This is a genomic window from Cytobacillus massiliigabonensis, assembly GCF_900199725.1.
Classification (GTDB): domain Bacteria; phylum Bacillota; class Bacilli; order Bacillales; family Cytobacillaceae; genus Cytobacillus; species Cytobacillus massiliigabonensis.
The window spans coordinates 2,145,036-2,164,709 of the sequence record NZ_LT904904.1 but is presented as its reverse complement, the minus strand read 5'-3'; the positions used below and the strand labels follow the sequence as shown (position 1 = coordinate 2,164,709).

The 19,674-nt window shown below is 35.5% G+C and carries 23 protein-coding genes and 1 pseudogene; 5 read left to right on the top strand and 19 right to left on the bottom strand.

The features are described 5' to 3' along the window. Positions 1-34: 34 nt before the first annotated feature. Positions 35-910, top strand: a complete 876-nt coding sequence (locus C1726_RS21910; RefSeq protein WP_102275089.1) for an AraC family transcriptional regulator — start codon at positions 35-37, stop codon at positions 908-910. Between the two features lie 89 nt (positions 911-999). Here C1726_RS21910 and C1726_RS21905 read toward each other — a convergent pair whose 3' ends face one another. Further along, positions 1,000-1,977, bottom strand: coding sequence for a DUF2268 domain-containing putative Zn-dependent protease (locus tag C1726_RS21905; protein WP_102275088.1), 978 nt, complete (start codon positions 1,975-1,977; stop codon positions 1,000-1,002). Between the two features lie 56 nt (positions 1,978-2,033). After that, the gene (locus C1726_RS21900) at positions 2,034-2,654 is read right to left on the bottom strand and encodes an HAD-IA family hydrolase (protein WP_180968266.1); all 621 of its coding nucleotides are present in this window, start codon (positions 2,652-2,654) and stop codon (positions 2,034-2,036) included. A 262-nt stretch (positions 2,655-2,916) separates the two neighbouring features. Here C1726_RS21900 and C1726_RS21895 point away from each other — a divergent pair, with 262 nt between their 5' ends. Then, on the top strand, positions 2,917-3,474 hold the full coding sequence (locus tag C1726_RS21895; RefSeq protein ID WP_102275087.1) for an isochorismatase family protein: 558 nt from the start codon (positions 2,917-2,919) through the stop codon (positions 3,472-3,474). A gap of 20 nt (positions 3,475-3,494) precedes the next feature. Beyond that, a pseudogene (locus C1726_RS21890) lies at positions 3,495-3,724 on the top strand (hypothetical protein). Positions 3,725-3,878: 154 nt separating this feature from the next. On the opposite strand, the gene C1726_RS21885 reads toward C1726_RS21890, so the two are convergent. From C1726_RS21885 to psiE, 5 genes are all read right to left on the bottom strand, one after another. Then, positions 3,879-4,532, bottom strand: coding sequence for an HAD family hydrolase (locus C1726_RS21885; RefSeq protein WP_102275086.1), 654 nt, complete (start codon positions 4,530-4,532; stop codon positions 3,879-3,881). A gap of 57 nt (positions 4,533-4,589) precedes the next feature. Continuing rightward, on the bottom strand, positions 4,590-5,357 hold the full coding sequence (locus C1726_RS21880; protein ID WP_102275085.1) for a 3-hydroxyacyl-CoA dehydrogenase: 768 nt from the start codon (positions 5,355-5,357) through the stop codon (positions 4,590-4,592). 677 nt (positions 5,358-6,034) lie between these two features. Next, entirely contained in the window at positions 6,035-7,177 is a 1,143-nt protein-coding gene (locus C1726_RS21875) for a DUF4179 domain-containing protein (protein ID WP_102275084.1), read from the bottom strand. Next, positions 7,174-7,740 (bottom strand): sigma-70 family RNA polymerase sigma factor, encoded by a 567-nt coding sequence (locus tag C1726_RS21870; protein WP_102275083.1) that lies wholly within the window; start codon positions 7,738-7,740, stop codon positions 7,174-7,176. Before C1726_RS21870 ends, C1726_RS21875 begins: the two co-directional genes overlap by 4 nt. Before the next feature lie 271 nt (positions 7,741-8,011). Continuing rightward, positions 8,012-8,422: a phosphate-starvation-inducible protein PsiE gene (gene psiE, locus C1726_RS21865; protein WP_102275082.1), complete on the bottom strand. Its 411-nt coding sequence runs from the start codon at positions 8,420-8,422 to the stop codon at positions 8,012-8,014. Positions 8,423-8,878: 456 nt separating this feature from the next. Between psiE and C1726_RS21860 the strand changes: the two genes are divergently transcribed. Next, positions 8,879-10,252, top strand: a complete 1,374-nt coding sequence (locus C1726_RS21860) for an MDR family MFS transporter (RefSeq protein WP_102275081.1) — start codon at positions 8,879-8,881, stop codon at positions 10,250-10,252. A 72-nt stretch (positions 10,253-10,324) separates the two neighbouring features. Here the strand turns inward: C1726_RS21860 and C1726_RS21855 are convergent, their stop codons facing one another. The 4 genes from C1726_RS21855 to C1726_RS21840 all read right to left on the bottom strand — a co-directional run bounded on the left by C1726_RS21855 (position 10,325) and on the right by C1726_RS21840 (position 11,777). Beyond that, complete coding sequence (locus C1726_RS21855) at positions 10,325-10,576, bottom strand: hypothetical protein (protein WP_102275080.1); 252 nt, start codon at positions 10,574-10,576, stop codon at positions 10,325-10,327. Beyond that, positions 10,557-11,072: an RNA polymerase sigma factor gene (locus C1726_RS21850; protein ID WP_102275890.1), complete on the bottom strand. Its 516-nt coding sequence runs from the start codon at positions 11,070-11,072 to the stop codon at positions 10,557-10,559. Before C1726_RS21850 ends, C1726_RS21855 begins: the two co-directional genes overlap by 20 nt. Positions 11,073-11,088: 16 nt before the next feature. Beyond that, a complete protein-coding gene (locus tag C1726_RS21845; RefSeq protein ID WP_102275079.1) occupies positions 11,089-11,460 on the bottom strand; it encodes a group-specific protein in 372 nt (123 codons plus the stop codon). Positions 11,461-11,522: 62 nt separating this feature from the next. Further along, a complete protein-coding gene (locus C1726_RS21840) occupies positions 11,523-11,777 on the bottom strand; it encodes a hypothetical protein (RefSeq protein ID WP_102275078.1) in 255 nt (84 codons plus the stop codon). 184 nt (positions 11,778-11,961) lie between these two features. On the opposite strand from C1726_RS21840, the gene C1726_RS21835 reads away from it, so the two are divergent. Then, the gene (locus C1726_RS21835; protein WP_102275077.1) at positions 11,962-12,297 is read left to right on the top strand and encodes an SDR family NAD(P)-dependent oxidoreductase; all 336 of its coding nucleotides are present in this window, start codon (positions 11,962-11,964) and stop codon (positions 12,295-12,297) included. A 21-nt stretch (positions 12,298-12,318) separates the two neighbouring features. On the opposite strand, the gene C1726_RS21830 is transcribed toward C1726_RS21835, so the two are convergent. From C1726_RS21830 to C1726_RS21795, 8 genes are all read right to left on the bottom strand, one after another. Continuing rightward, on the bottom strand, positions 12,319-12,657 hold the full coding sequence (locus tag C1726_RS21830; RefSeq protein ID WP_102275076.1) for a DnaJ family domain-containing protein: 339 nt from the start codon (positions 12,655-12,657) through the stop codon (positions 12,319-12,321). A 241-nt stretch (positions 12,658-12,898) separates the two neighbouring features. Then, complete coding sequence (locus C1726_RS21825; protein WP_102275075.1) at positions 12,899-13,468, bottom strand: hypothetical protein; 570 nt, start codon at positions 13,466-13,468, stop codon at positions 12,899-12,901. 29 nt (positions 13,469-13,497) lie between these two features. Beyond that, on the bottom strand, positions 13,498-13,632 hold the full coding sequence (locus C1726_RS26815; RefSeq protein WP_268877040.1) for a hypothetical protein: 135 nt from the start codon (positions 13,630-13,632) through the stop codon (positions 13,498-13,500). A 202-nt stretch (positions 13,633-13,834) separates the two neighbouring features. Further along, positions 13,835-14,416, bottom strand: a complete 582-nt coding sequence (clpP, locus tag C1726_RS21815) for an ATP-dependent Clp endopeptidase proteolytic subunit ClpP (protein WP_102275074.1) — start codon at positions 14,414-14,416, stop codon at positions 13,835-13,837. 17 nt (positions 14,417-14,433) lie between these two features. Next, positions 14,434-15,126 (bottom strand): sigma-70 family RNA polymerase sigma factor, encoded by a 693-nt coding sequence (locus C1726_RS21810; protein ID WP_235822880.1) that lies wholly within the window; start codon positions 15,124-15,126, stop codon positions 14,434-14,436. Between the two features lie 427 nt (positions 15,127-15,553). Next, complete coding sequence (locus C1726_RS21805) at positions 15,554-16,279, bottom strand: (S)-benzoin forming benzil reductase (RefSeq protein ID WP_102275072.1); 726 nt, start codon at positions 16,277-16,279, stop codon at positions 15,554-15,556. 116 nt (positions 16,280-16,395) lie between these two features. Further along, entirely contained in the window at positions 16,396-18,984 is a 2,589-nt protein-coding gene (locus C1726_RS21800) for an ABC transporter permease (RefSeq protein ID WP_102275071.1), read from the bottom strand. Then, complete coding sequence (locus tag C1726_RS21795; RefSeq protein ID WP_102275070.1) at positions 18,981-19,664, bottom strand: ABC transporter ATP-binding protein; 684 nt, start codon at positions 19,662-19,664, stop codon at positions 18,981-18,983. Before C1726_RS21795 ends, C1726_RS21800 begins: the two co-directional genes overlap by 4 nt. Between the last annotated feature and the right edge of the window lie 10 nt (positions 19,665-19,674).

The window sequence follows — 19,674 nt, the reverse complement described above, 5'->3', positions numbered from 1 at the left end:
CCCTGTTATTCTAATGATGAAGGAGGTCATAACGATGGATTTGCTTAAACACATGAATGAGGCACTCAAGTATATAGAAAATAATCTTACAAATGAAATAGACTTTCAAGAAGTCGCTCGGGTTGCATTATGCTCAGAATATCATTTTAAAAGAATGTTTTCCTTCCTATCTGGCATTACACTTGCTGAATATATTCGTCATAGGCGCCTTACCCTTGCAGCATTTGAGCTAAAAGAAAGCAATGTAAAAGTCATTGACCTTGCAGTGAAATACGGGTATAGCTCACCTGATTCATTTACAAGAGCTTTCCAGCAGATGCACGGGGTTACACCATCAGAAGCAAGACATTCCGTCCATTCACTTAAAGCTTTTCCTCCAATGACCTTCCATTTATCAATTAAAGGGGGAAATGAAATGAACTATCGTATTGTTGAGAAAGCGGCATTTCACATTGTTGGTCTAAAGAAAAGAGTACCTATCATTTTTAATGGAGTGAATCCGGAAATTGCCTCTATGTGGGAAAGTCTAAATAGTGACACGATCACTAAACTTAAAAATCTGTCTAATGTTGAACCGATCGGACTTCTTAGTGCATCTACGAACTTTTCAGAAGGTAGAATGGAAGAAAAAGGCGAGCTTGATCACTATATTGGAGTTGCTACAACGAAGGAATGTCCTACTAGCTTAACACTGCTTGAAGTCTCTGCGTCCACTTGGGCAGTTTTTGAAGCAGTTGGTCCATTTCCAGATACATTGCAAAATGTGTGGGGACGAATTTATTCCGAATGGTTTCCTTCCTCTCATTATGAACAAGTCGAAGGTCCAGAAATCTTATGGAATAAGGATAAGGATGTAACCTCACCAGCTTTTGTCAGCGAAATTTGGATCCCGATAAAGAAAAAGAAATAAAGTCTCTTTGATTTTGGACCTACTAAGCACTCTAAAACCTGAATAATATCCATTATAAGGACATTATTCAGGTTTTCTTGTTTTATACTTCACTCATATTTTTCTGCGTATTTCCCTTTTTGGAATATGTCCTTTCCACTCATAGCTGTCCATTCTTCAATTGTTGCATTTGGGTTTAAATCTAAGTATGATTTAACCATTTTGTATCCTTCACTATATCCGTATAAAGGTGGAAGCTCCATTCCGCCACTAATAATTTCAAATGATCGATTAATATCATATTTATCAAAGTCAGGCTCAATTTTCGACCAATAATCCTTATTGTAATCCATATTTATTGGAGTAAAGGAGATTTCTGGATAAACTAATTTTTCAAACATGACTGCCTTTCCTTCAAAAATAACATTATCTAATACAGAGAAGGGTAAAGCTTTTCTTAAATACTTTTCTGTCCAAACACTGTGGTGGTATTCATGAGCAATTCCTGCCTGTATTTTCCCTTCAGTATAATACATATCATATAAAACGATTATTTTCCCAACACCCACATTTATCATTGCATAATTCGAATTTGCAGCAGGAAATACACATACTGTTGTTTCCTTTTCAGAAGGCAAATAAGATGCGGATTTTTCTAATGCTTCTTTGATTATTTTATTTGTATCTTCTTTATCAAGCTTTTTGATTATTTTTTTCAATTCAGTATAACGGGTTGGTGCCTCATTAAGGAGTGAATCAGCCATATGAATATATTCTGCTTCTTGAAAACAATCATTGTAAATCGGATCAAGTACCTCTTTTTTATATGTGTCAATCTGAGAAGCATCTGGATTTTTTTCCATGGTATCTATGTAATTAGAAAACAGCTTATACACATTAACTATTTTATCCGTTTGACCTGTTTGCGAATTCTTAAATGATTCAAACAGTTCTTCTGAAATCTGCTGTTCTTTCGTTTCATTTTGCTCATCAATCGAGGCAGTCTCCTTTTGTTCACAAGAAGCCAATATAGCAATGGATAGCAATATTATACTTATATTGAATGAAATTTTTAAAAGATAATTCACAACATTATCCCCCTATTTTGCGAGCTTTATCTTATAATGGAAAATCTCAAAATAAATTAAATTAACTGTAAAATTTCTCCGGGCAATGATGCCTTGAAATCTGGTTCTACTGATTGGACGACTTCAATAGAATCATAGCCCCATGTAACCCAAATAATCTTTATTCCAGCTTTTTTACAAGCAATAATATCTCTTTGCTCATCCCCAACGTAAATAACATCCGCTGTATCAAGCTGATTCTGTTTTAAAAATTTTGAGAGAAGCTTGTCCTTTCCGAATATATGGCTAGAACAGAGAATATCTGTAACATTTTCCATGCTGTTTCGTCTCAGGAACAGCTTAATATTCTCCTCAGAATTAGAGGAAATGATCGCTGTTTTAACCCCCTTTTTATTCAGCTCGTCCAAAACATCCTTCATGCCATCAAACAACTTCAAATCATTGATCGATTGACGGTACAGTTTATAAAGTTGAGGGATAAAAATAGGTATTTTATACATTGGGAAATCCAGCATTTTACAGAGTTCTCTTATCGTCAATTTTTTCATATTTTCTAATTCAGCTAACTCTATTTTTTTAAAATGATATTTTTCAGCGATTTTGTTCCAGGCCGAAACAAATACGACTCTGGAATCAGCAATAGTCCCGTCAAAATCAAAAATGACATACTTCAACATTGGATTACTCCTCTTCTTTAAATATATTTTAAAGCAACTTAGCCATATAGTATTCATCACGCTAGTAAGCGCAAGCACCTAAAACTTATTAAACTAAAGAAAGAAAATATTGATTTAACTATTTCCTGATTGTTTCCATTTTACTATATAATTACATTTTTTGTTGTAATAATCACAAAGAAGCTTTTCCTAAAAAAGGATTTTTTCCCTTTCATGACGAAAAAATTGGGGAACAAACTAAAAGTGAAAAGAGGTCATTCTATTGAAACAAGCACTGCTTATCATTGATGCCCAGCAGGAATTAATTGATGGGAATGAAAAAGAGGAAAGTGTTTTTAACAAAGAGAAACTATTAAATAATATTAATACTGCCATTGAAAAAGCGGTAGAATCAGACGTATTCCTTATTTTTATTAGAGATACAGATGTAGCTAATGGGGAAGGTGCGGGATTTCAAATTCATCAAGAAATTAAGGTGCCTCCAGCTGCCAAAGTATTTGATAAGCAGGCGACAAATTCTTTTTATGGCACACCATTACTGAGTTTCCTAAAGGATAGTCAGATTGAACATCTTGTAATAATGGGATGTAAAACAGAACATTGCATTGACACTGCTGTCAGGACGGCAACAGTTAATCATTTTGATGTCACATTAGTAGGGGATGGGCATTCGACAACCAATTCTGCCATTCTATCTGCTGAACAAATCATTAACCATCATAATAAAATTCTACATGGCCATTACAATGTTGATCATTTTTCTATGGTCAGAAACACTCAAGAGGATTTGTTTAAACCAATTCATAATGAGTACCGTTGATTGAACTTGCGGAGATCTGAGTGGACAATATTGATAGAAGAAATCGATTAGACGAAGCTCCATTAGCTGCCGAGTCACAAAAAATAATAAAGTGTTTATTGAAAACTGTGAAAAACAAGTGAAGATATTAAGCAGAAAAGAAGGTGAAAGATGCATGGAGATAATTAAACATGCACGGGATGAAAAGACTGTACAATTAATATTAGCAAAGATCACAGGTAATTTTAAAAGAGGAAATGAGCGCTCTTAAATAACATAGGGAACAATTGCAGGAATCGAGAGAGAGTAGGAATATGTTGCTCCTACTCTCTTAAAAACGATAGAGATATTCGATTTGCTTTCAATTTTCCCTATTATGATACCTTATATATTGATATATAATACGAAAATGGAAAAACATCTATTCAAAGAAGAATCTCCTTTTTTACTAGAACTCCCTTAAATTTTGAGACGTTATAAAAAGTAAGATTAGGCTGAAATGTGAAATTGGAAGATTGGTAATTTGGCAGCCACTGCACACCGATGGTAAAAACTTTTGCTTGTTTCCCAGCCTGAATATCTGCGTCGCTATCCCCCAGGAAAATAGCTTCGCCAGCTAGCATTCCAAGCTGTTGTAATGCCTTATTAATTCCTTCTGGATGGGGTTTCGGCTTGCTCACATCATCACCAGTAATAATAACATCAAACATTTTTTCCATATTTAGATACTTCAATGAAATATTTAAGCTTCTTCTTGCTTTCCCTGTTACAATCCCTAATTTGTAGCCCTCTTTTTTTAGATACAGAAGTAAATCGTTTATTTCTTCACTTTTGAAATTATTTTCACTATGTTTTTCATCATATTTTTCATAATAATGTTCAATAGCCTGTTGATAATTTAGATTTTTGAGATTTTCAGTAATAATCTCCGTCTCAGATGGTCCAAACATCGATTTGATTTCATCAGTTGTATATTCAATGTTATCAAACTCCTTAAAAACTGCTTGAAAGGCATAAAAACAAACAGGTAGAGTATCTGCAATTGTTCCATCAAAATCAAAGATTACAGCTTTTAGCATGTAAACACCCCAAGTAAATTATTGTTTACAACAATATATTGCTACTGCACTTTCTAATTACTTTGGCTGCATCCGAATCCCGCCATCCAAACGGATGGTTTCCCCATTCAGCATCGGATTAGTAATTATACTCTCCGTAAGCAAGGCATATTCTTCTGGTAAGCCTAATCTTGATGGGAATGGCACCATTTTTCCTAACGAAATTCTAGCTTCTACTGGCAGGGAATCGAACATAGGGGTATGAAAAAGCCCTGGTGCAATCGTCATTACTCGAATACCATATCCCGCTAGCTCCCTCGCAATTGGTAATGTCATGCTGACAACGCCACCCTTCGATGCACTGTATGCCGCTTGACCGATTTGCCCTTCAAATGCTGCTACGGAAGCTGTATTAATGATGACTCCTCTTTCGCCATTTTCATTCGTATCATTTTGTATCATCCGCTCCGCTGCAAGCCGAATTACATTAAATGTTCCAATCAAATTTATGGAGATCACTTTCGTAAACATCTCTAGCTCATGAACGCCTTTACGTCCTAGTAGCTTAGCTGCATTTCCAATGCCTGCACAATTTATTACTGTGTTGATACCCTCAAACTGCTCATAGCCATAGTCAATCGCTTCCTTTACTTCCGTTTCATTTGTTACATTTGTAATTTTGTAAAGAACATGATCACCCAGCTCATCCTTTATCTTTTTTGCACGCTCTTCTGATATATCAAGAATTAATGCTTTGCCGCCATTTTTTACAATATGTCTAACCGTTGCTTCCCCTAGACCGGAAGCTCCGCCAGTCACAATCGCCCGACAATCTTTTATAATCACTTGATAACCCCCATTGTAATTGTTTGTATATTGTCTTCTATTTCCTATATGTATTCTCCTGCAATAGGTTTAGAATTTTCAAACTCCTGCTTAAAACAGTCCTTCATTACATCTATGAAGGACTTCACTCTCCTTTTTCATTCATGTTGGGACTTCATTCACCAGATGAAGCACCTTTTTCTTTTTTTCACTCGAGATAGGTTCTTCATTACCACTATGAAGGACTTTCACTCTCCTTTTTCATTCATGTTGGGACTTCATTCACCAGATGAAGCACCTTTTTCTTTTTTTCGCTCGAGAAAGGTTCTTCATTATCACTATGAAGGACTTTCACTCTCCTTTTTCATTCATGTTGGGACTTCATTTACTTGATGAAGCACCTTTTTCCTTTTTTCGCTCGAGAAAAGTTCTTCATTACCACTATGAAGGACTTTCACTCTCCTTTTTCATTCATGTTGGGACTTCATTTACTTGATGAAGCACCTTTTTCCTTTTTTCGCTCGAGAAAAGTTCTTCATTACCACTATGAAGGACTTTCACTCTCCATTTTCATTCATGTAGGGACTTCATTCACCAGATGAAGCTCCTTTTTCCTTTTTTCGCTCGAGCAAGATTATTTTAATAAAAACAATAAAACAGCAGGAAACCCCTTTCTCCCCGCTGTTTTTTTCCGTATTTTAATTTGACCTGTTATTTTTCAGTTCCCCCCCAGATGAGAAATCATTAATATCAATAACAATATCCTCTAATACAAATTCTTCTTTTCCTTTGCCTGGCTTTTCAGGGATTGGAATTTCCTTTGTCCCATCTTTTGAGATTTCGACTGAGCCAAAATTCTTTGGTGTATGCTCTCTTAAAGAAATATAAGGCGTTATAAATAACTTTGATGCATTCTCATCTAGTTTTTCAATTGTCTTACTCCAACTCATATTGTAGCCGTCACCTGAACCGCCATTTCCTTCACCCGCATAACTGTTTCCTAGATCATCTTTTATTTCTATTTCAACATCTACGGAATGCCATTTGTTTCTAACTTCTTGGGAAATGATTTGATCGTAATAAACGATAAATGACATCGGTGAGTAGGCTAGCTTTTCGATATTCACCTTTACTCCATTTTTTTCTGAACTTCCCTTACTAATTACTTCTTTCCTTTCCGTTGCTTCAACAGCTATAGCAAAATTCCAGCTGCCCTTAATTTCTTTGAAATTCTGATCTGGCAAAGTGATGCTGTCAATTTCCCACTTAATTTTAGCTATATCCTCTTGGTCTCGATCAATATTACTTGCAGTTACAATGCCTACATAATGATAATCATCTATTTTTGAAATATGTGCACTTCCTGATTGGCTGCTAACTCCTTTTATATCCAAGTGATCTTCTAAGATTGGATGTGTACCTAAGTCATGCTCACTTTCGATTGAGTATGTTAATGAAACGGTTTTACCATCAAAAATTGCATCATTGAGTGTCACGTTTATGCCTTTACTTTCATCTGTCATATTGATCTCTGTTGAATATTCTTTGTACTCATCATAAAGACCTGTACGACCATTATCCAAGAATCTAAAAATATCTCCTATTACTGGGATACTCCCAGCATATGCTGGCAACGTTAATCCAATGGTGGTCACTGACAAGCCGCATAGAATGACTGCTGCAGCTACATTCTTTTTCCATCCCATTCTCTTTTTCTTTTGGCGGATTGATTTTTTCAATGCCTTTTTCACTCTCGCGTTTTCCAGTTCATCCACTTCGATTTCTTCAAATTCAGTTTCATTAATGTCTATATCATTTAATAGTTCATAAATATCCTTCATACGAGACTCCCTCCAAGATTAAGTTTTTCTGCTTTTATATGCAGTTTCTTTTTCCCCCGATAAATTCGATTGCTTATTGAAGATTCGGTCAATCCTAGTTTTTTTGATATTTCCTCGGTTTTCAAGCCTAAGAAGAATTTCATTATGAATATCTCCCTGTCAACAGGTTCTAATTGATTAATTAACTGGATTAATTCTGTTTTATCTTCCAAGATTACAAGTTCATCCTCTGCTGATTTCTCAGCAGTCTCCTCAACGATATCACTAGAAAATTCCTTTCTATTGCTCGTTCTTCGGTAGTAATCAATTGCTTTAAACTTAGCAATTGCACAGATCCATTTTCTAAAATCATTGGCATCCCCTTGAAATTTCTTCGAATGGTTCCATATTGATAGAAAAATATCGTTAACACATTCTTCCATGATTCCTTCATTTTGAAGCGGGGATAGGACCTTATAGGCAATCCCCTTCATTAATGGCAAATATTTATCAACGATAAATTCTAACGCATCTTCCTTTTGACGCTGTAACCGCTGGATATAATTATTTTCATTACATTTCATGTCTATTCCCCTTATACTTTTGTAAAAGCTTTTACATCCTATACAACGTGATGAAAAAGTTTTTTTCTCGCTGTTTCAGTAAATAATTTTTTTTAACTATTAATACGGCTCGAAAACATTTTGTATCAAATAATAAATCTTGCATTATATTTATTTTTTTAATCAGAAAAAACCTGTCCAATTATAAATGAACAAGGTTCTCAGTAAAAATTCCTTTGCAACTGTGATCACATTTTTTTAGCATAAGTTCTGTGAAAAGCAATTAGCAGATCTAACTCCTTTCACGAGGGGTCATGTGCATGATGTAATATCCTAAAATTAACACTAATATAACAAATGAATAGAATAATGTATTTAATGGATTTTCATGGTCGACGATAATTAACCTAATCATCGCGGTAATGCCAATGTATATAAAATATCTCAAGGGGAAATGATAATTCTCCTTAAAATACTTCACAATCATTGATATAAATTCAAAATACAAAAAGTAGATAAGTATATTGGCAAGAAATAGCTTATAGTCATTGCTTTCATCATTGAAAAGCATTTGAATAAAAATAATTAGCTCCTTTACTAATAACACTGATAAAATGCATGCCAAAATGACTAGAGAAACATTCAAAATAATTTGTAAAATTATCGGGATTAACTTTATACTATTTTCAAAATGTCTTTTCATTATGCAGACCTTCCTCAACCTTAGTTCCTATATTTTATAAAGGATGAGGAATTAAAAGATAGCATAGTTTGGTTAATTTTATGTAAACATATTTTAAAAATGTCCCGTTGGATCACCCAATGATCATGAACAAATTGAATTGTATAGATAAGTGTTAAAAAACTTCTTTTAGGAAACAGTTAGATATAATGGAATCTGCTTTTCAATAAATTTGCCGTATGTCTCTCCCACAAAGTATTTCATCACCATGTAAACTGTTTCATTTTCTTCAAAATAAGATATTTCATAAAGAATTATTTTTTCAATATAATCTATTATGGCTTATTAAACCCATTTTTTTAATAAATTTTTACAGTAAAACATGCTATACTATATAATGCATATTAATCACCTTCCAATTTTCTGAAATTGGAAGGTTTTCTATTGGCGAATTAAGTAAGAAAAGAGGAGACAAAATTGAATAACGAAACAAAACATACATCCGTTATTGTAGCCTTGTTAATTGCAACCTTTCTAACAGCAATTGAAGGCACAATTGTCAGCACGGCTATGCCGAAAATTGTGGAAGACTTAGGCGGAAGTGAACTGTATACATGGGTTATATCTGTTTATCTTTTAGCTACAGTTATCAGTACACCCGTTTTTGGAAAACTCGCTGATTTATACGGCAGAAAACTAATGTTTACCATTGGAACAATCATTTTCCTCATTGGCTCTATGCTTTCAGGGCTATCACAATCAATGGAACAGCTTGTACTATTCCGATTGATTCAAGGGATTGGAGCTGGAGCCCTGACAACAATTCCATTCACCATTATTGGAGATGTTTTTGAATTTAAACAGAGGGCGAAGATTCAAGGGTGGATTAGCAGTATGTGGGGAATTGCAGGGATTGCAGGTCCGCTTGTTGGCGGGTTTATTGTCGACACCATCTCATGGCACTGGATTTTCTACATGAATCTGCCATTTGGAATCATATCATTAATTTTATTATGGGTTTCTTTAAAAGAGCAAATAGAAAAGAAAAAGCAAGTGATCGATTATGCTGGGATTCTCACATTTGCTATTTGTATGACATCCTTCTTATATGCATTAACACTTCTAAAGGAGCACAAACATTTAACCGGAAGCATCACAGTATACCTAGTTATTGCTTTTATCGGTCTTTGCTTATTTATTTGGATTGAAGCAAAAGGGAAAGAACCCATGCTGCCGCTTACTCTATTTAAAAATACACTTATTACCGTTTCAAATATTGCCGGATTTTTATTAGGCTTTATCCTTGTAACGGTAACGTTCTATATCCCATTATGGGTTCAGGGAGTAACGAATTTAAATGCCACTTATTCGGGAATTGCGATGCTGCCAATGTCTGTCACATGGCCGATTGGAGCGATCTTTTGTGGAAAATGGTTAGGAAATAAATCAATTGCCCATGTTACCTTAATAGGTACTTTAGTGGTTATTTTAAGCTGTACTGGCTTTGTATTTTTCCAGACAAATACACCAGTATATATCATGATGGTGGTTACCGCATTTATTGGAATCGGTTTTGGTCTAGCATTTACCGCATATACGGTTGCCGTGCAATCAGCTGTTGAATGGCAGCTTCGTGGTGCTGCAATGGGATCCCATAATTTAATGAAAAACTTAGGACAAACCATCGGAATTGCCGTTTCCGGTCTATTGCTAAGTGATCAGCTAAAAGGACCCTCATTAGAATCAAGCTTGCACTCTGTATTTATATTACTAGTTGTATTAGCGGTCTGTTCATTCGTTGTAACCGGTGTGCTTATCAGAAAGAAAGAGTCAGAACTTGCAGTAAGATAGAGGGATAGGTTCACTGACTATAACCAATTACAAAAAAATAGGAGGAGGGGTCTGACCCCTCCTCCTATTTTTTTAAGTTAAAAAGAAAAGCTGAATAATAGAGAATGCTGCCATTCCCATAATTGGTGCAAATTTTAATACAGTAAACCAAGCTGTTGTTGAAACAAGTGGCTCTAATGGGTCTTTCGCAGGTGAGGCAAGAAAATTGATTAAACGCTCCCATCTCTTCTTCTTAGACTGCATTGGAAAATTTGGAATATCCACATGATATTCATCTAACTTTGTACGAAGATGATGTGCCTTATTAAATGGATCGTGATTCATTGAAATCATCCTCCAGTTCTTCTTTTAAACTTTGGATTGCTGTGTGTAATCTCGATTTGACCGTTCCTTTTGGTATATTCAGTATTTCTGCAATTTCTTCATGTTTCATATCATGATAATAGAATAAAAGAATGACTGCCCGCTGTTTTTCAGGGAGATTTGAAATGGCTTCCCGAATCGTCAGCCGATCCGTATGGTGCAGTTCACCTTTCGTAATTGGGGCTAAAAAAGGCATAAACGATTGCCATTTTTTCCGCCGATTTAATTTATCTATCAGTAAACGGTATGCTATTTGAAATAGATAATTTTTTATCTTCCCTTTTCCTGGATGAAAATGATATTTGTAACGCTGAAGCTTGACAAATGAATCTTGAACGATATCAATCGATAATTGCTGATCCCTTGAATATCTGTATATAAACGAATATAAAGCAGGCTTTAAAAGGGTATAAATACCAGCTAGTGCATCATCATCTCCATTTTGATAAGCAATCATTAACTCATCAGCACGCTCAATCAATTTGATCTCCCCAGCGCTCTTTAATCGCCTTTAGGGTTAGTGAAACTCTTGTAATTAAGTAAATCATCGACACAAGTGTCCAAACCTGTGCTTGATTCGTAAAAAACTGGACAAAATTATTCTCAACATTTTGTCCGTTCGAAATTAATAGATTTAGAACTTGAACACAAACTATCGCATAAATTGCAAGACAGAGTGTGAGTGTATCAAAAACATTCCAGCGTAAATATATTTTTGTTTTCTTAAAATTAATTTTGCCATTCTCTCGGACAATATGTTTACGATCCATTGGAATCACAATTGCTATTATAAGCACCATGAACACTCCACCCACAATTAAGGAAATAATCCAGCCAGTATCCATTATAAAAAACCCCTTTTCTCTCTTTACTAACCTTTACATTCAAGAAGGGGAAAAAGTTCATTTTAATAAAATATTTTATTTTTTTTTAGATAAAGCAATATTGCTAAAATGACATGAATAAGTGGAACAAATATTGCCCAAGGAAAACGTGGAGACCCGCTAAAATACCATACATCCGGATAAAGGAAAATGGCACTGATTAACATCAGTCCCCAAGATTGCTTAATAAGTGCATATATAAAAAGACTGACTGATGCTATAAGCAAAGGATAAAACAAATTCAAAGTACCTAACAAAAGACCCATTAATTCTTCCATGCTTTACACACCCTTAAAAATTTGGCTTAGTTGTTTGTTAGCCCTTCAAATCTTACATTTTCCCCATATATAACTAAATCGTTTCAATGTAAGAAATTAATCAATCATACTTAAGTACTTCCAGCATAAAATCTAAATGATTTTCAACTAATAGATACACTGGACCAAAGAAGAGGATTATCCAATGCACGAACGCTATGTAATTATTACTGGTGCTAATTCAGGGATTGGAAAAGCAGCTGCGATACAGTTTGCATCTAAAGGATGCACTGTCATTATGGCATGCCGAAATCTGGAAACTAGTAAAGCAGCACATTCTGAAATTATTAAAGCATCCAATAATAAAAATATCCATCTTATGAAAGTGGATATGTCCTCCTTCCGTTCGATTCAAAACTTTTGTACACAATTTATTAGCAATTATGGAAATTATGCAAAGAATTTACCGACCCGAAAACATTCATATAAAACATCACTGTTAAAATTAATCACAATATCTCTTAGGGTTCTGCTGATTTAATCAAAAGACATAACTCTTCATTCACCAAATATTCTTATACTTTTCAATATGTTCCAAGCTTATAGGTGCCTTTTGTAATTGATGAGGGCAAATCTTATTATATTTTTTGATTTTTTTATTAATCTCTTCGACATCATTATTTGTTTCACAAGTATGGACTAATTGGGAGATTTCCTTTTGCAGCTTCACCCATTGTGGCAAATAACCAGCATCTTTTGCAATCTTTTGAAAGTGCTGGAATGTGTCCATCTGCAAATATTCTTTAGATAGCGGCTTTCCTTTCCCTTTATAATCAAAATTATCTTTCTCACCTGCACGCTCCAAAATCTCGCCTATAAGATCATTGTATTCCCTGGTCATAGAACCACTCCTTAGGTCAAATTATTCAATCCCTTACTGAGACAGAGGGACGGTACTGTCCCATATAATTAAATATAATGATGACTATGAAGCTTGGCCCCTCATCCTGAACCTGTTGACTGTATTAGTTCACTTTTCACTCTTATTCTTGGGTAACGGGAATCAATCACCCTTATTGAGTTCATTTTTCACTCGTATTCTTGGATAACGGGAACCAATCCATATGTGATAGGAATTATTCTTAATCAACTATCCAATCAATTGCTTCACTATCTAAGAGTAACTCAATTGTTTTTAAATGATTGGAGTCACTGATTATTTTAAAATTATTAATGTATTCACTATCCAAATCTAAGTTAAAACTTTCAGTTTGTGTAATCTCCTCCTTCTCGTTGGTCGTAAGAATGCTTAAATGATATTCTCTAAAAGTATTGGAAAGATTGTTATCTTTTTTTAATTTTACATCGGATAAGTCCTCCAAAATACTGTTTATGAAATTCTCATTTTTTATCGTTACATGTGCTTGCCTATTGCCTGTATGATCAACTGTATAAATTGTGATACTGGGAACAATCGTTGCCTCATTGAGCTGTTTTGCAAAATGCTTTTCAAAATTTGTGTATTTCAATTGGTTGAAAATAAGGATTGTTCCTAATACAACAACCGTTACAGCTATCCCCACTGATCTCTTTGTTTTAAAAAATAAACTCATAATCATGGCAACAATCACAATACTAATGGCCATCAGAAATAAATTAAATGGAGCCAAAAGAAAGTCAAAAATATAATTTAGTAAGTTTATTACATTCATGTTTAACCCCACATCCTTAATGGATCACTTTACTTTACTTTCTTACAAACATACACCATTTGCGTGCTATCAGCAGTTATTGGCGTTTCATTCCAATCTTGATAGAGATGTTCGATTTCAAAACCATTAGCAGATAAAATTCGTTCCATTTCTTTCGGGTACACATACCGCAGCCCACTTCAATAGAAAGGGTAGATCCTCTTTATACGATTCGTTTTCACTATCATATGTCTTTGGGTCATCATATTCTTCGAAATTATCTAATATCATAAAACACACCTCTTTTTCTAAATTTTACCACAAATTCTGAAATTTAACTTAATAAAAAAACGCTTTACCCCTTTTCGAAGCAAAGCGCTTTAATCATTATTTTTTAGTGATAATTTTATCGATAATCCCGTATTCCAGTGCTTCCTCGGCGGTCATATAGAAATCACGATCACTGTCTTTAGCAATTTTTTCAACAGGCTGTCCTGTGCGATCAGCAATAATTCGATTGACATGATCCCGGAGTTTTAGAATTCTTCGTGCAGAGATTTCAATTTCTGTTGCCTGCCCTCTTGCGCCTCCAAGCGGCTGATGGATCATAATCTCGCTGTTTGGAAGGGCAAACCTTTTCCCCTTCGTACCAGCAATTAGCAGCAATGCTCCAAATGATGCAGCCATTCCCATACAAATGGTGCTTACATCTGGTTTAATATACTCCATCGTATCAAAGATCGCAAAGCCAGCTGTTGTCGATCCTCCAGGGCTATTAATGTAAATAGAAATATCTTTTTCTGGATTATCCGCTTCCAGAAACAATAGCTGGCCAATAACACTGTTTGCGACTTGCTCATTAATTTCTTCCCCAATGATGATGATTCGATCCTTCAAAAGACGTGAATAAATATCATATGAGCGTTCTCCACGATTGGAATGTTCAATCACATATGGAATTGTACCCATTAAAATTCCTCCCTTTATTATGCTGCGATACAATAAAGGTCAAGAGGAGATTGAGAATATTTTTTCTTAGACAGCTTGGGGACATCTGCCAATGAAGGAATGTTCGATACATACTCAATTAATATGGATGGGTCTTCAGATTGTAAGGATTGATAAATCAGGTTCCCTAGCATTTCCCTTTCTTCCTCACACCAGTAGGAATCCACAGTTTGGAGATTTGTTTCCTTCTCTAGCCGCTTCCTTGTTCTATGAATAATCGCTTTTACAGCCATTTCCGATGTATCCAGCAAATCCGAAATTTCCTTTGCCTGGTACCTGAAAGCTTCTTTCAATAAGAAGATGATTGCTTGTTTTGGTGTTAGCTTAGTTATTAAAAACTTTACTGTATCAAGCAGTTCATCAGTATTAAATGGATCAACTTTTGCTGATTTCTCCTCGTGAAAGCTGATAACTTCGCGATTTCTTTTTCTAATCGTGTCAATCCATTGATGGTAAGCAATTTTGTTCAAAAGTGCAGGACTTACTTCGGAAGAAGGATAATACTGGATTGCTTTTAAGACTGATTCCTGAACAAGATCGTCAGCATCCCATTTGTTTTTCGCCAGAAAACGGCAATACCTTAGAAGACCTGGATACAGCTGATTCAAATGATTACTTCCTTTCTCTATCTGAACCCTTTCATTGGCAAACAAGCTTTCATTAGAAACCATTCCATTCACTCCTTTTGAACCTCCTTACCTTAATAACGGTTAGGGGGGACTGAAAAGATACGGGTATATAAAATATTTAATTACATATTTTATCCGCAGAATGATGTAGTAAAAAATTTACCTAAACACAAATTTTTGACTACATCCTGGCAGCTATGTAATAACTAAATCTAGATGACCACCGAATTTTGCTATCTAAATAATTGTTCCTCACCATTTAGGTTCCATGGCTTCCGATTTTTCTATCTTCTCCAATTTCGGGATCCATGAAGCTTCCATGGCTACCAATTTTTCTACCTTCTCCAATTTCGGGCGACATAAAGCTTCCATGGCTACCAATTTTTCAACCTTCTCCCATTTTTGGACGCAATCGATCCCCTAATGGGTACATTTTCGGTAACTTCCCTCACTAAACAAACGCAACGTATTAAAAATTCCGAATATCGGCAATAGGACCAATCTCATTAAAATTGCCATTCTCAATGATTGAAATAAGTTTCTTTGCCGTTTCCTCCGCACTAACTAGCTTTCCTTGTTCTTTATAATCAATGAACCGGTCTAAAAGCGGGAATGCATCCTCACTGCTTGCACGAATAATTTCCTGCATACCGGTGTCGATAATCCCTGGGGCAATCGAAATAATCTCAACTGGGCTTTCTGCATTTTCTTGCTCAAGAGCGATAACCCTTGAAAAATGATCCAATCCTGCTTTTGTCGTACAGTACGTTCCCCAGCCTTCATAAGGATTTCTGCCTGCTCCAGAAGAGATATTAACAATTCTCTTTTTCCCGTTAAAATTCTCCAGCTTTGAGATAAACACATTGGAAATAATCATGGGTGCGGTTAAATTAACTGCCATTGCCTTAGCCATTTCTGCAGCATGTACAGTGCCGATCAATCCAATGGGATCAACCATTCCTGCGTTATTTATAAGAGTAATGGATTCCACTTCCTCCGGGACAGAGCCAACGATATCATACGTAAGAGATTCTAATTTCTCTAGCTCCGATAAATCCGCCTGAAAAAATTTCACTCCATCTTGACTAATATTTGTTCTTGCAACCCCAACAACGTAATTTCCTGCTTCGCTCAATTGTTTTGCAAGTTCAAACCCGATTCCTTTTGATGCACCTGTTATGATATAAACATTCATTTGTCTTCTCCCCTTTTTTACAATATGTAGATATATAAGAAGGTAACACATCACTTATAAAAAAAGGAAGTTGAATCCCACATACTGTAGAAATTCATCTTCCTATCTGAAGTACTCTATATACTCTCTTGCTTCAATCCATCAATTATATTTTCCTTCTTCACTTTTGAGCTTGAGTAAAGCATCGCAGAAAGAACAATGACAAAAACAGCAACTAGACAATACAATACACTTAACCAAGGGAGGGAAAATGCATAAGAAAAGCTATTCATTGTTCCCTTATAAATTAAATACATGACGATAATGCTAATCGGAAGTCCAAAAAGTAATGAGTTGACTCCATAAAAGATACTTTCATAATTAATCATTTTATTAAAGCTTTTTGGTGTCATCCCAACCGATTTCAACATCGCAAACTCGCGCTTTCGCAAGGCAATGCTTGTTGAGATGGTGTTAAAAATATTTGCAATCGAAATGGCCGTAATTAAGACAATAAATCCATACGTAAAGACAGACATAAGCATGATCATTTGCTCTTCCTGCTGTCTCTGTTGAAAAATATTATAGAAAGAAAGCCCGTTTTCCTTCATTTCTTCCATTTCCTGCTGTGTTTTCATCGGATCTGAGCTTTTCAAATAAATGGAGGTGGCAATTTCCGGATTAGGAAGCTGATCAGTCAGCTTTTTCATCACTTGTTCAGAAACAATGATATCTAATCCGCCAACTCCTCCTGATTGAACGCCCATAGGGTATTGATCAGTCGTTGCTTCCACTTCAATATTTTCGAGCTTTGTCTGCTCTCCTGTTTCCCAATCTGCATAAAGTATATTAATTTTTTCCCCAATTTTGGTATGAATCGCTTTTGTTTCAACAAACTTTCCTGCATTCATATCTTCATACGTAATTGTGTCAACAATAATACCTGCGATATGCTCTGGATTGTTAAGCTTCTTAACATCCGTGCCAGCTATTTTCGCATATGATTTTATGGCATCTTCACTTAGTGCATGTAATCGAATATAATACGGATACTGTCCATTTTCAAGGGAGGTTTCTCCAGCCTTTACCATTTCTTTTAATTCATTGGCAATTGCTGATTCTTTTATCATTGAGGTCGCGTTTAATTCTTTAATCACATTAAATTCATTCACATCCCCTAGAGTTGTAATTTTTTCTATCAGGTCATCTTTTTCATCATCAATAGATACCTGTATATCAAATTCCACACCGGACTGTGACAATTCCAATGATTTCTTCAAGCTCGCTGTAAAATAAGACACTGATAAAAATAAAACAATACTAATTACTAAAGAAAAAATTGTTGCCCGGTATCTGCGTTTGTTTCTCTTTAAGTTTTTTAAACCGATTTCTGCTTCAATGCCGAAAAGCCAACGAATTAATTTTGATGTTTTTACTGATTTCCCAGTTAGTTTCACATCGGCTGTTTGCCGAATGGCATCAATGGCGGAAATTTTTGATGCTTTCACTGCTGGGACAAAGGTTGATATGAAAATAGTTATTATAGAAACGCCACAGGCAATGAGAATAGAAACTGGTGTGACAGTGACCATTAACTTTTCAGTAACCCCTAGAGCACCCTGAATAATCGAGTTAATAAACATAAAAGTAATCCCGATGCCTGCAAGGCCGCTTACTATTCCAATTGGAATACTAATTAAACCAATAATTACACCCTCAAAAAACACAGAATTTCTCTTCTGCCTTTTCGTCGCCCCTACACTTGAAAGCATCCCTAAGTGACGAGAACGTTCCGAGACAGAGATGGCAAAGGCATTATAGATCAATGAAACCGATCCAATAATAATGACTGCCATAATAATGACTGATAATGATAGAAGTGTATTCTTTAGTCCATTGTTATTTGTCAAACCATAATAATGCAGCAAATCATTATTATAAGAAATAGATTTTAATGGAATATTATTCTTCTTCGCTACGTTTTCGGCATGTTCATATAATGAACGTTTAACTTTCTTTTGTACGACAGTCGCATTCACAGTATTTTTTTCCGAGATCGCATGCTCATCCAAATATGCGAGAATCGTATATGCTGGTGACCACGCTGGCTCCCACGTTGGACGTTTGATAAAACCGACAATTGTATAATTTTTTGTTTGCTCAACACTTAAGCTTTCAAGCAATTCCCCATTTTCTATTTGCAACAGGTCATTTTGTGTTAGTATTTTGTCTCCAGATGGACTTATCCGGTTACCCACTTCAAGCTGCAACGAATCCCCCATTTTATACTCAACTTTTGCATTTAAAGCAATTTCTTCTGAAAGGACGACTTCATTCGGTGCCTCTGGAAGTCTTCCTTGACTTAATTCAATTGGGAACTGCTTGAAGCCATCATCATTGTATTCTTTGACAAATACATACGGCTTGTAATCATTTTCACTTCCTTCTAAGAATGCATAGCCATTATCCCTTGATAAGATCACTTTTTCCGTTTCTTCATCTGCTGTGATGGCTTGGAGCTGATCTGGATTGACATTCTTATACTGAACATGCCATTCTCCATCGCTTGCAATTGTCTGTCTTTGCATCAGATCCATAAAAGAGAATCCAAGGGTAGCAACAGCTGTTACCATGGCAACTGAAATGATGACACCTATAATTGTCACAAGTGTACGTTTTTTATTTTGCTTCAAATGCCTAACCGTTAATTTATTGACTATGTTCATGGACGAATCACCTCATCATTGGCAATCCTCCCGTCTTCAATGGTAATTACTCGATCAGCTTGCAGAGCAATTCGTTCATCATGGGTAATCACAATAAGCGTTTGATTATACGTTTTATTAAACATTTTTAAAAGATCAATGATTTCACCGCTGTTTTTACTGTCCAGATTCCCTGTTGGCTCATCTGCAAGCATAATTGCCGGATGACTGATCAACGCTCTGCCGATTGAAACTCTTTGCTGCTGTCCGCCAGAAAGCTGATTAGGAAGATGGGTTAAGCGATTTTGCAAATTTAATATTTTTACAACCTCTGCCAATTCCTTCTTATCCACTTTATGTTCATCCAATAGTAATGGAAGCGTAATATTCTCCTCTACTGTTAGAACAGGGATAAGATTATAAAATTGATAGATTAAGCCGATTTGTCTGCGTCTGAATATAGCAAGCTGTGTTTCATTCAACTGATATATATCGGTGTTATCGACAAGCACTTTTCCGCTTGTTGGTCTGTCTACTCCTCCAAGCATGTGAAGCAAGGTAGATTTTCCAGAACCAGACGGACCAATAATCGCGACAAACTCTCCTTTTTTAATCGAAAAAGAAACATTATCAAGTGCCTTTACTGCTGTTTCGCCTTTTCCATATATTTTAGACAGATTCTCTATTTTCAAAATATCCATTGAAATACCT

What these genes read in the sequence shown, in the direction of transcription:
- C1726_RS21830 (WP_102275076.1), bottom strand. Translation starts at nt 12,657, where the DNA reads ATGACCAGGGAATACAATGATCTTATAGGCGAGATTTTGGAGCGTGCA.
- C1726_RS21910 (WP_102275089.1), top strand. Translation starts at nt 35, where the DNA reads ATGGATTTGCTTAAACACATGAATGAGGCACTCAAGTATATAGAAAAT.
- C1726_RS21810 (WP_235822880.1), bottom strand. Translation starts at nt 15,126, where the DNA reads ATGGTTTCTAATGAAAGCTTGTTTGCCAATGAAAGGGTTCAGATAGAG.
- C1726_RS21800 (WP_102275071.1), bottom strand. Translation starts at nt 18,984, where the DNA reads ATGAACATAGTCAATAAATTAACGGTTAGGCATTTGAAGCAAAATAAA.
- C1726_RS21825 (WP_102275075.1), bottom strand. Translation starts at nt 13,468, where the DNA reads ATGAATGTAATAAACTTACTAAATTATATTTTTGACTTTCTTTTGGCT.
- C1726_RS21855 (WP_102275080.1), bottom strand. Translation starts at nt 10,576, where the DNA reads ATGAATCACGATCCATTTAATAAGGCACATCATCTTCGTACAAAGTTA.
- clpP (WP_102275074.1), bottom strand. Translation starts at nt 14,416, where the DNA reads ATGGGTACAATTCCATATGTGATTGAACATTCCAATCGTGGAGAACGC.
- C1726_RS21845 (WP_102275079.1), bottom strand. Translation starts at nt 11,460, where the DNA reads ATGGATACTGGCTGGATTATTTCCTTAATTGTGGGTGGAGTGTTCATG.
- C1726_RS21805 (WP_102275072.1), bottom strand. Translation starts at nt 16,279, where the DNA reads ATGAATGTTTATATCATAACAGGTGCATCAAAAGGAATCGGGTTTGAA.
- C1726_RS21870 (WP_102275083.1), bottom strand. Translation starts at nt 7,740, where the DNA reads ATGAAATGTAATGAAAATAATTATATCCAGCGGTTACAGCGTCAAAAG.
- C1726_RS21795 (WP_102275070.1), bottom strand. Translation starts at nt 19,664, where the DNA reads ATGGATATTTTGAAAATAGAGAATCTGTCTAAAATATATGGAAAAGGC.
- C1726_RS21835 (WP_102275077.1), top strand. Translation starts at nt 11,962, where the DNA reads ATGCACGAACGCTATGTAATTATTACTGGTGCTAATTCAGGGATTGGA.
- C1726_RS21885 (WP_102275086.1), bottom strand. Translation starts at nt 4,532, where the DNA reads ATGCTAAAAGCTGTAATCTTTGATTTTGATGGAACAATTGCAGATACT.
- C1726_RS21850 (WP_102275890.1), bottom strand. Translation starts at nt 11,072, where the DNA reads ATGATTGCTTATCAAAATGGAGATGATGATGCACTAGCTGGTATTTAT.
- C1726_RS21875 (WP_102275084.1), bottom strand. Translation starts at nt 7,177, where the DNA reads ATGAAGGATATTTATGAACTATTAAATGATATAGACATTAATGAAACT.
- C1726_RS21900 (WP_180968266.1), bottom strand. Translation starts at nt 2,654, where the DNA reads ATGTTGAAGTATGTCATTTTTGATTTTGACGGGACTATTGCTGATTCC.
- C1726_RS21840 (WP_102275078.1), bottom strand. Translation starts at nt 11,777, where the DNA reads ATGGAAGAATTAATGGGTCTTTTGTTAGGTACTTTGAATTTGTTTTAT.
- psiE (WP_102275082.1), bottom strand. Translation starts at nt 8,422, where the DNA reads ATGAAAAGACATTTTGAAAATAGTATAAAGTTAATCCCGATAATTTTA.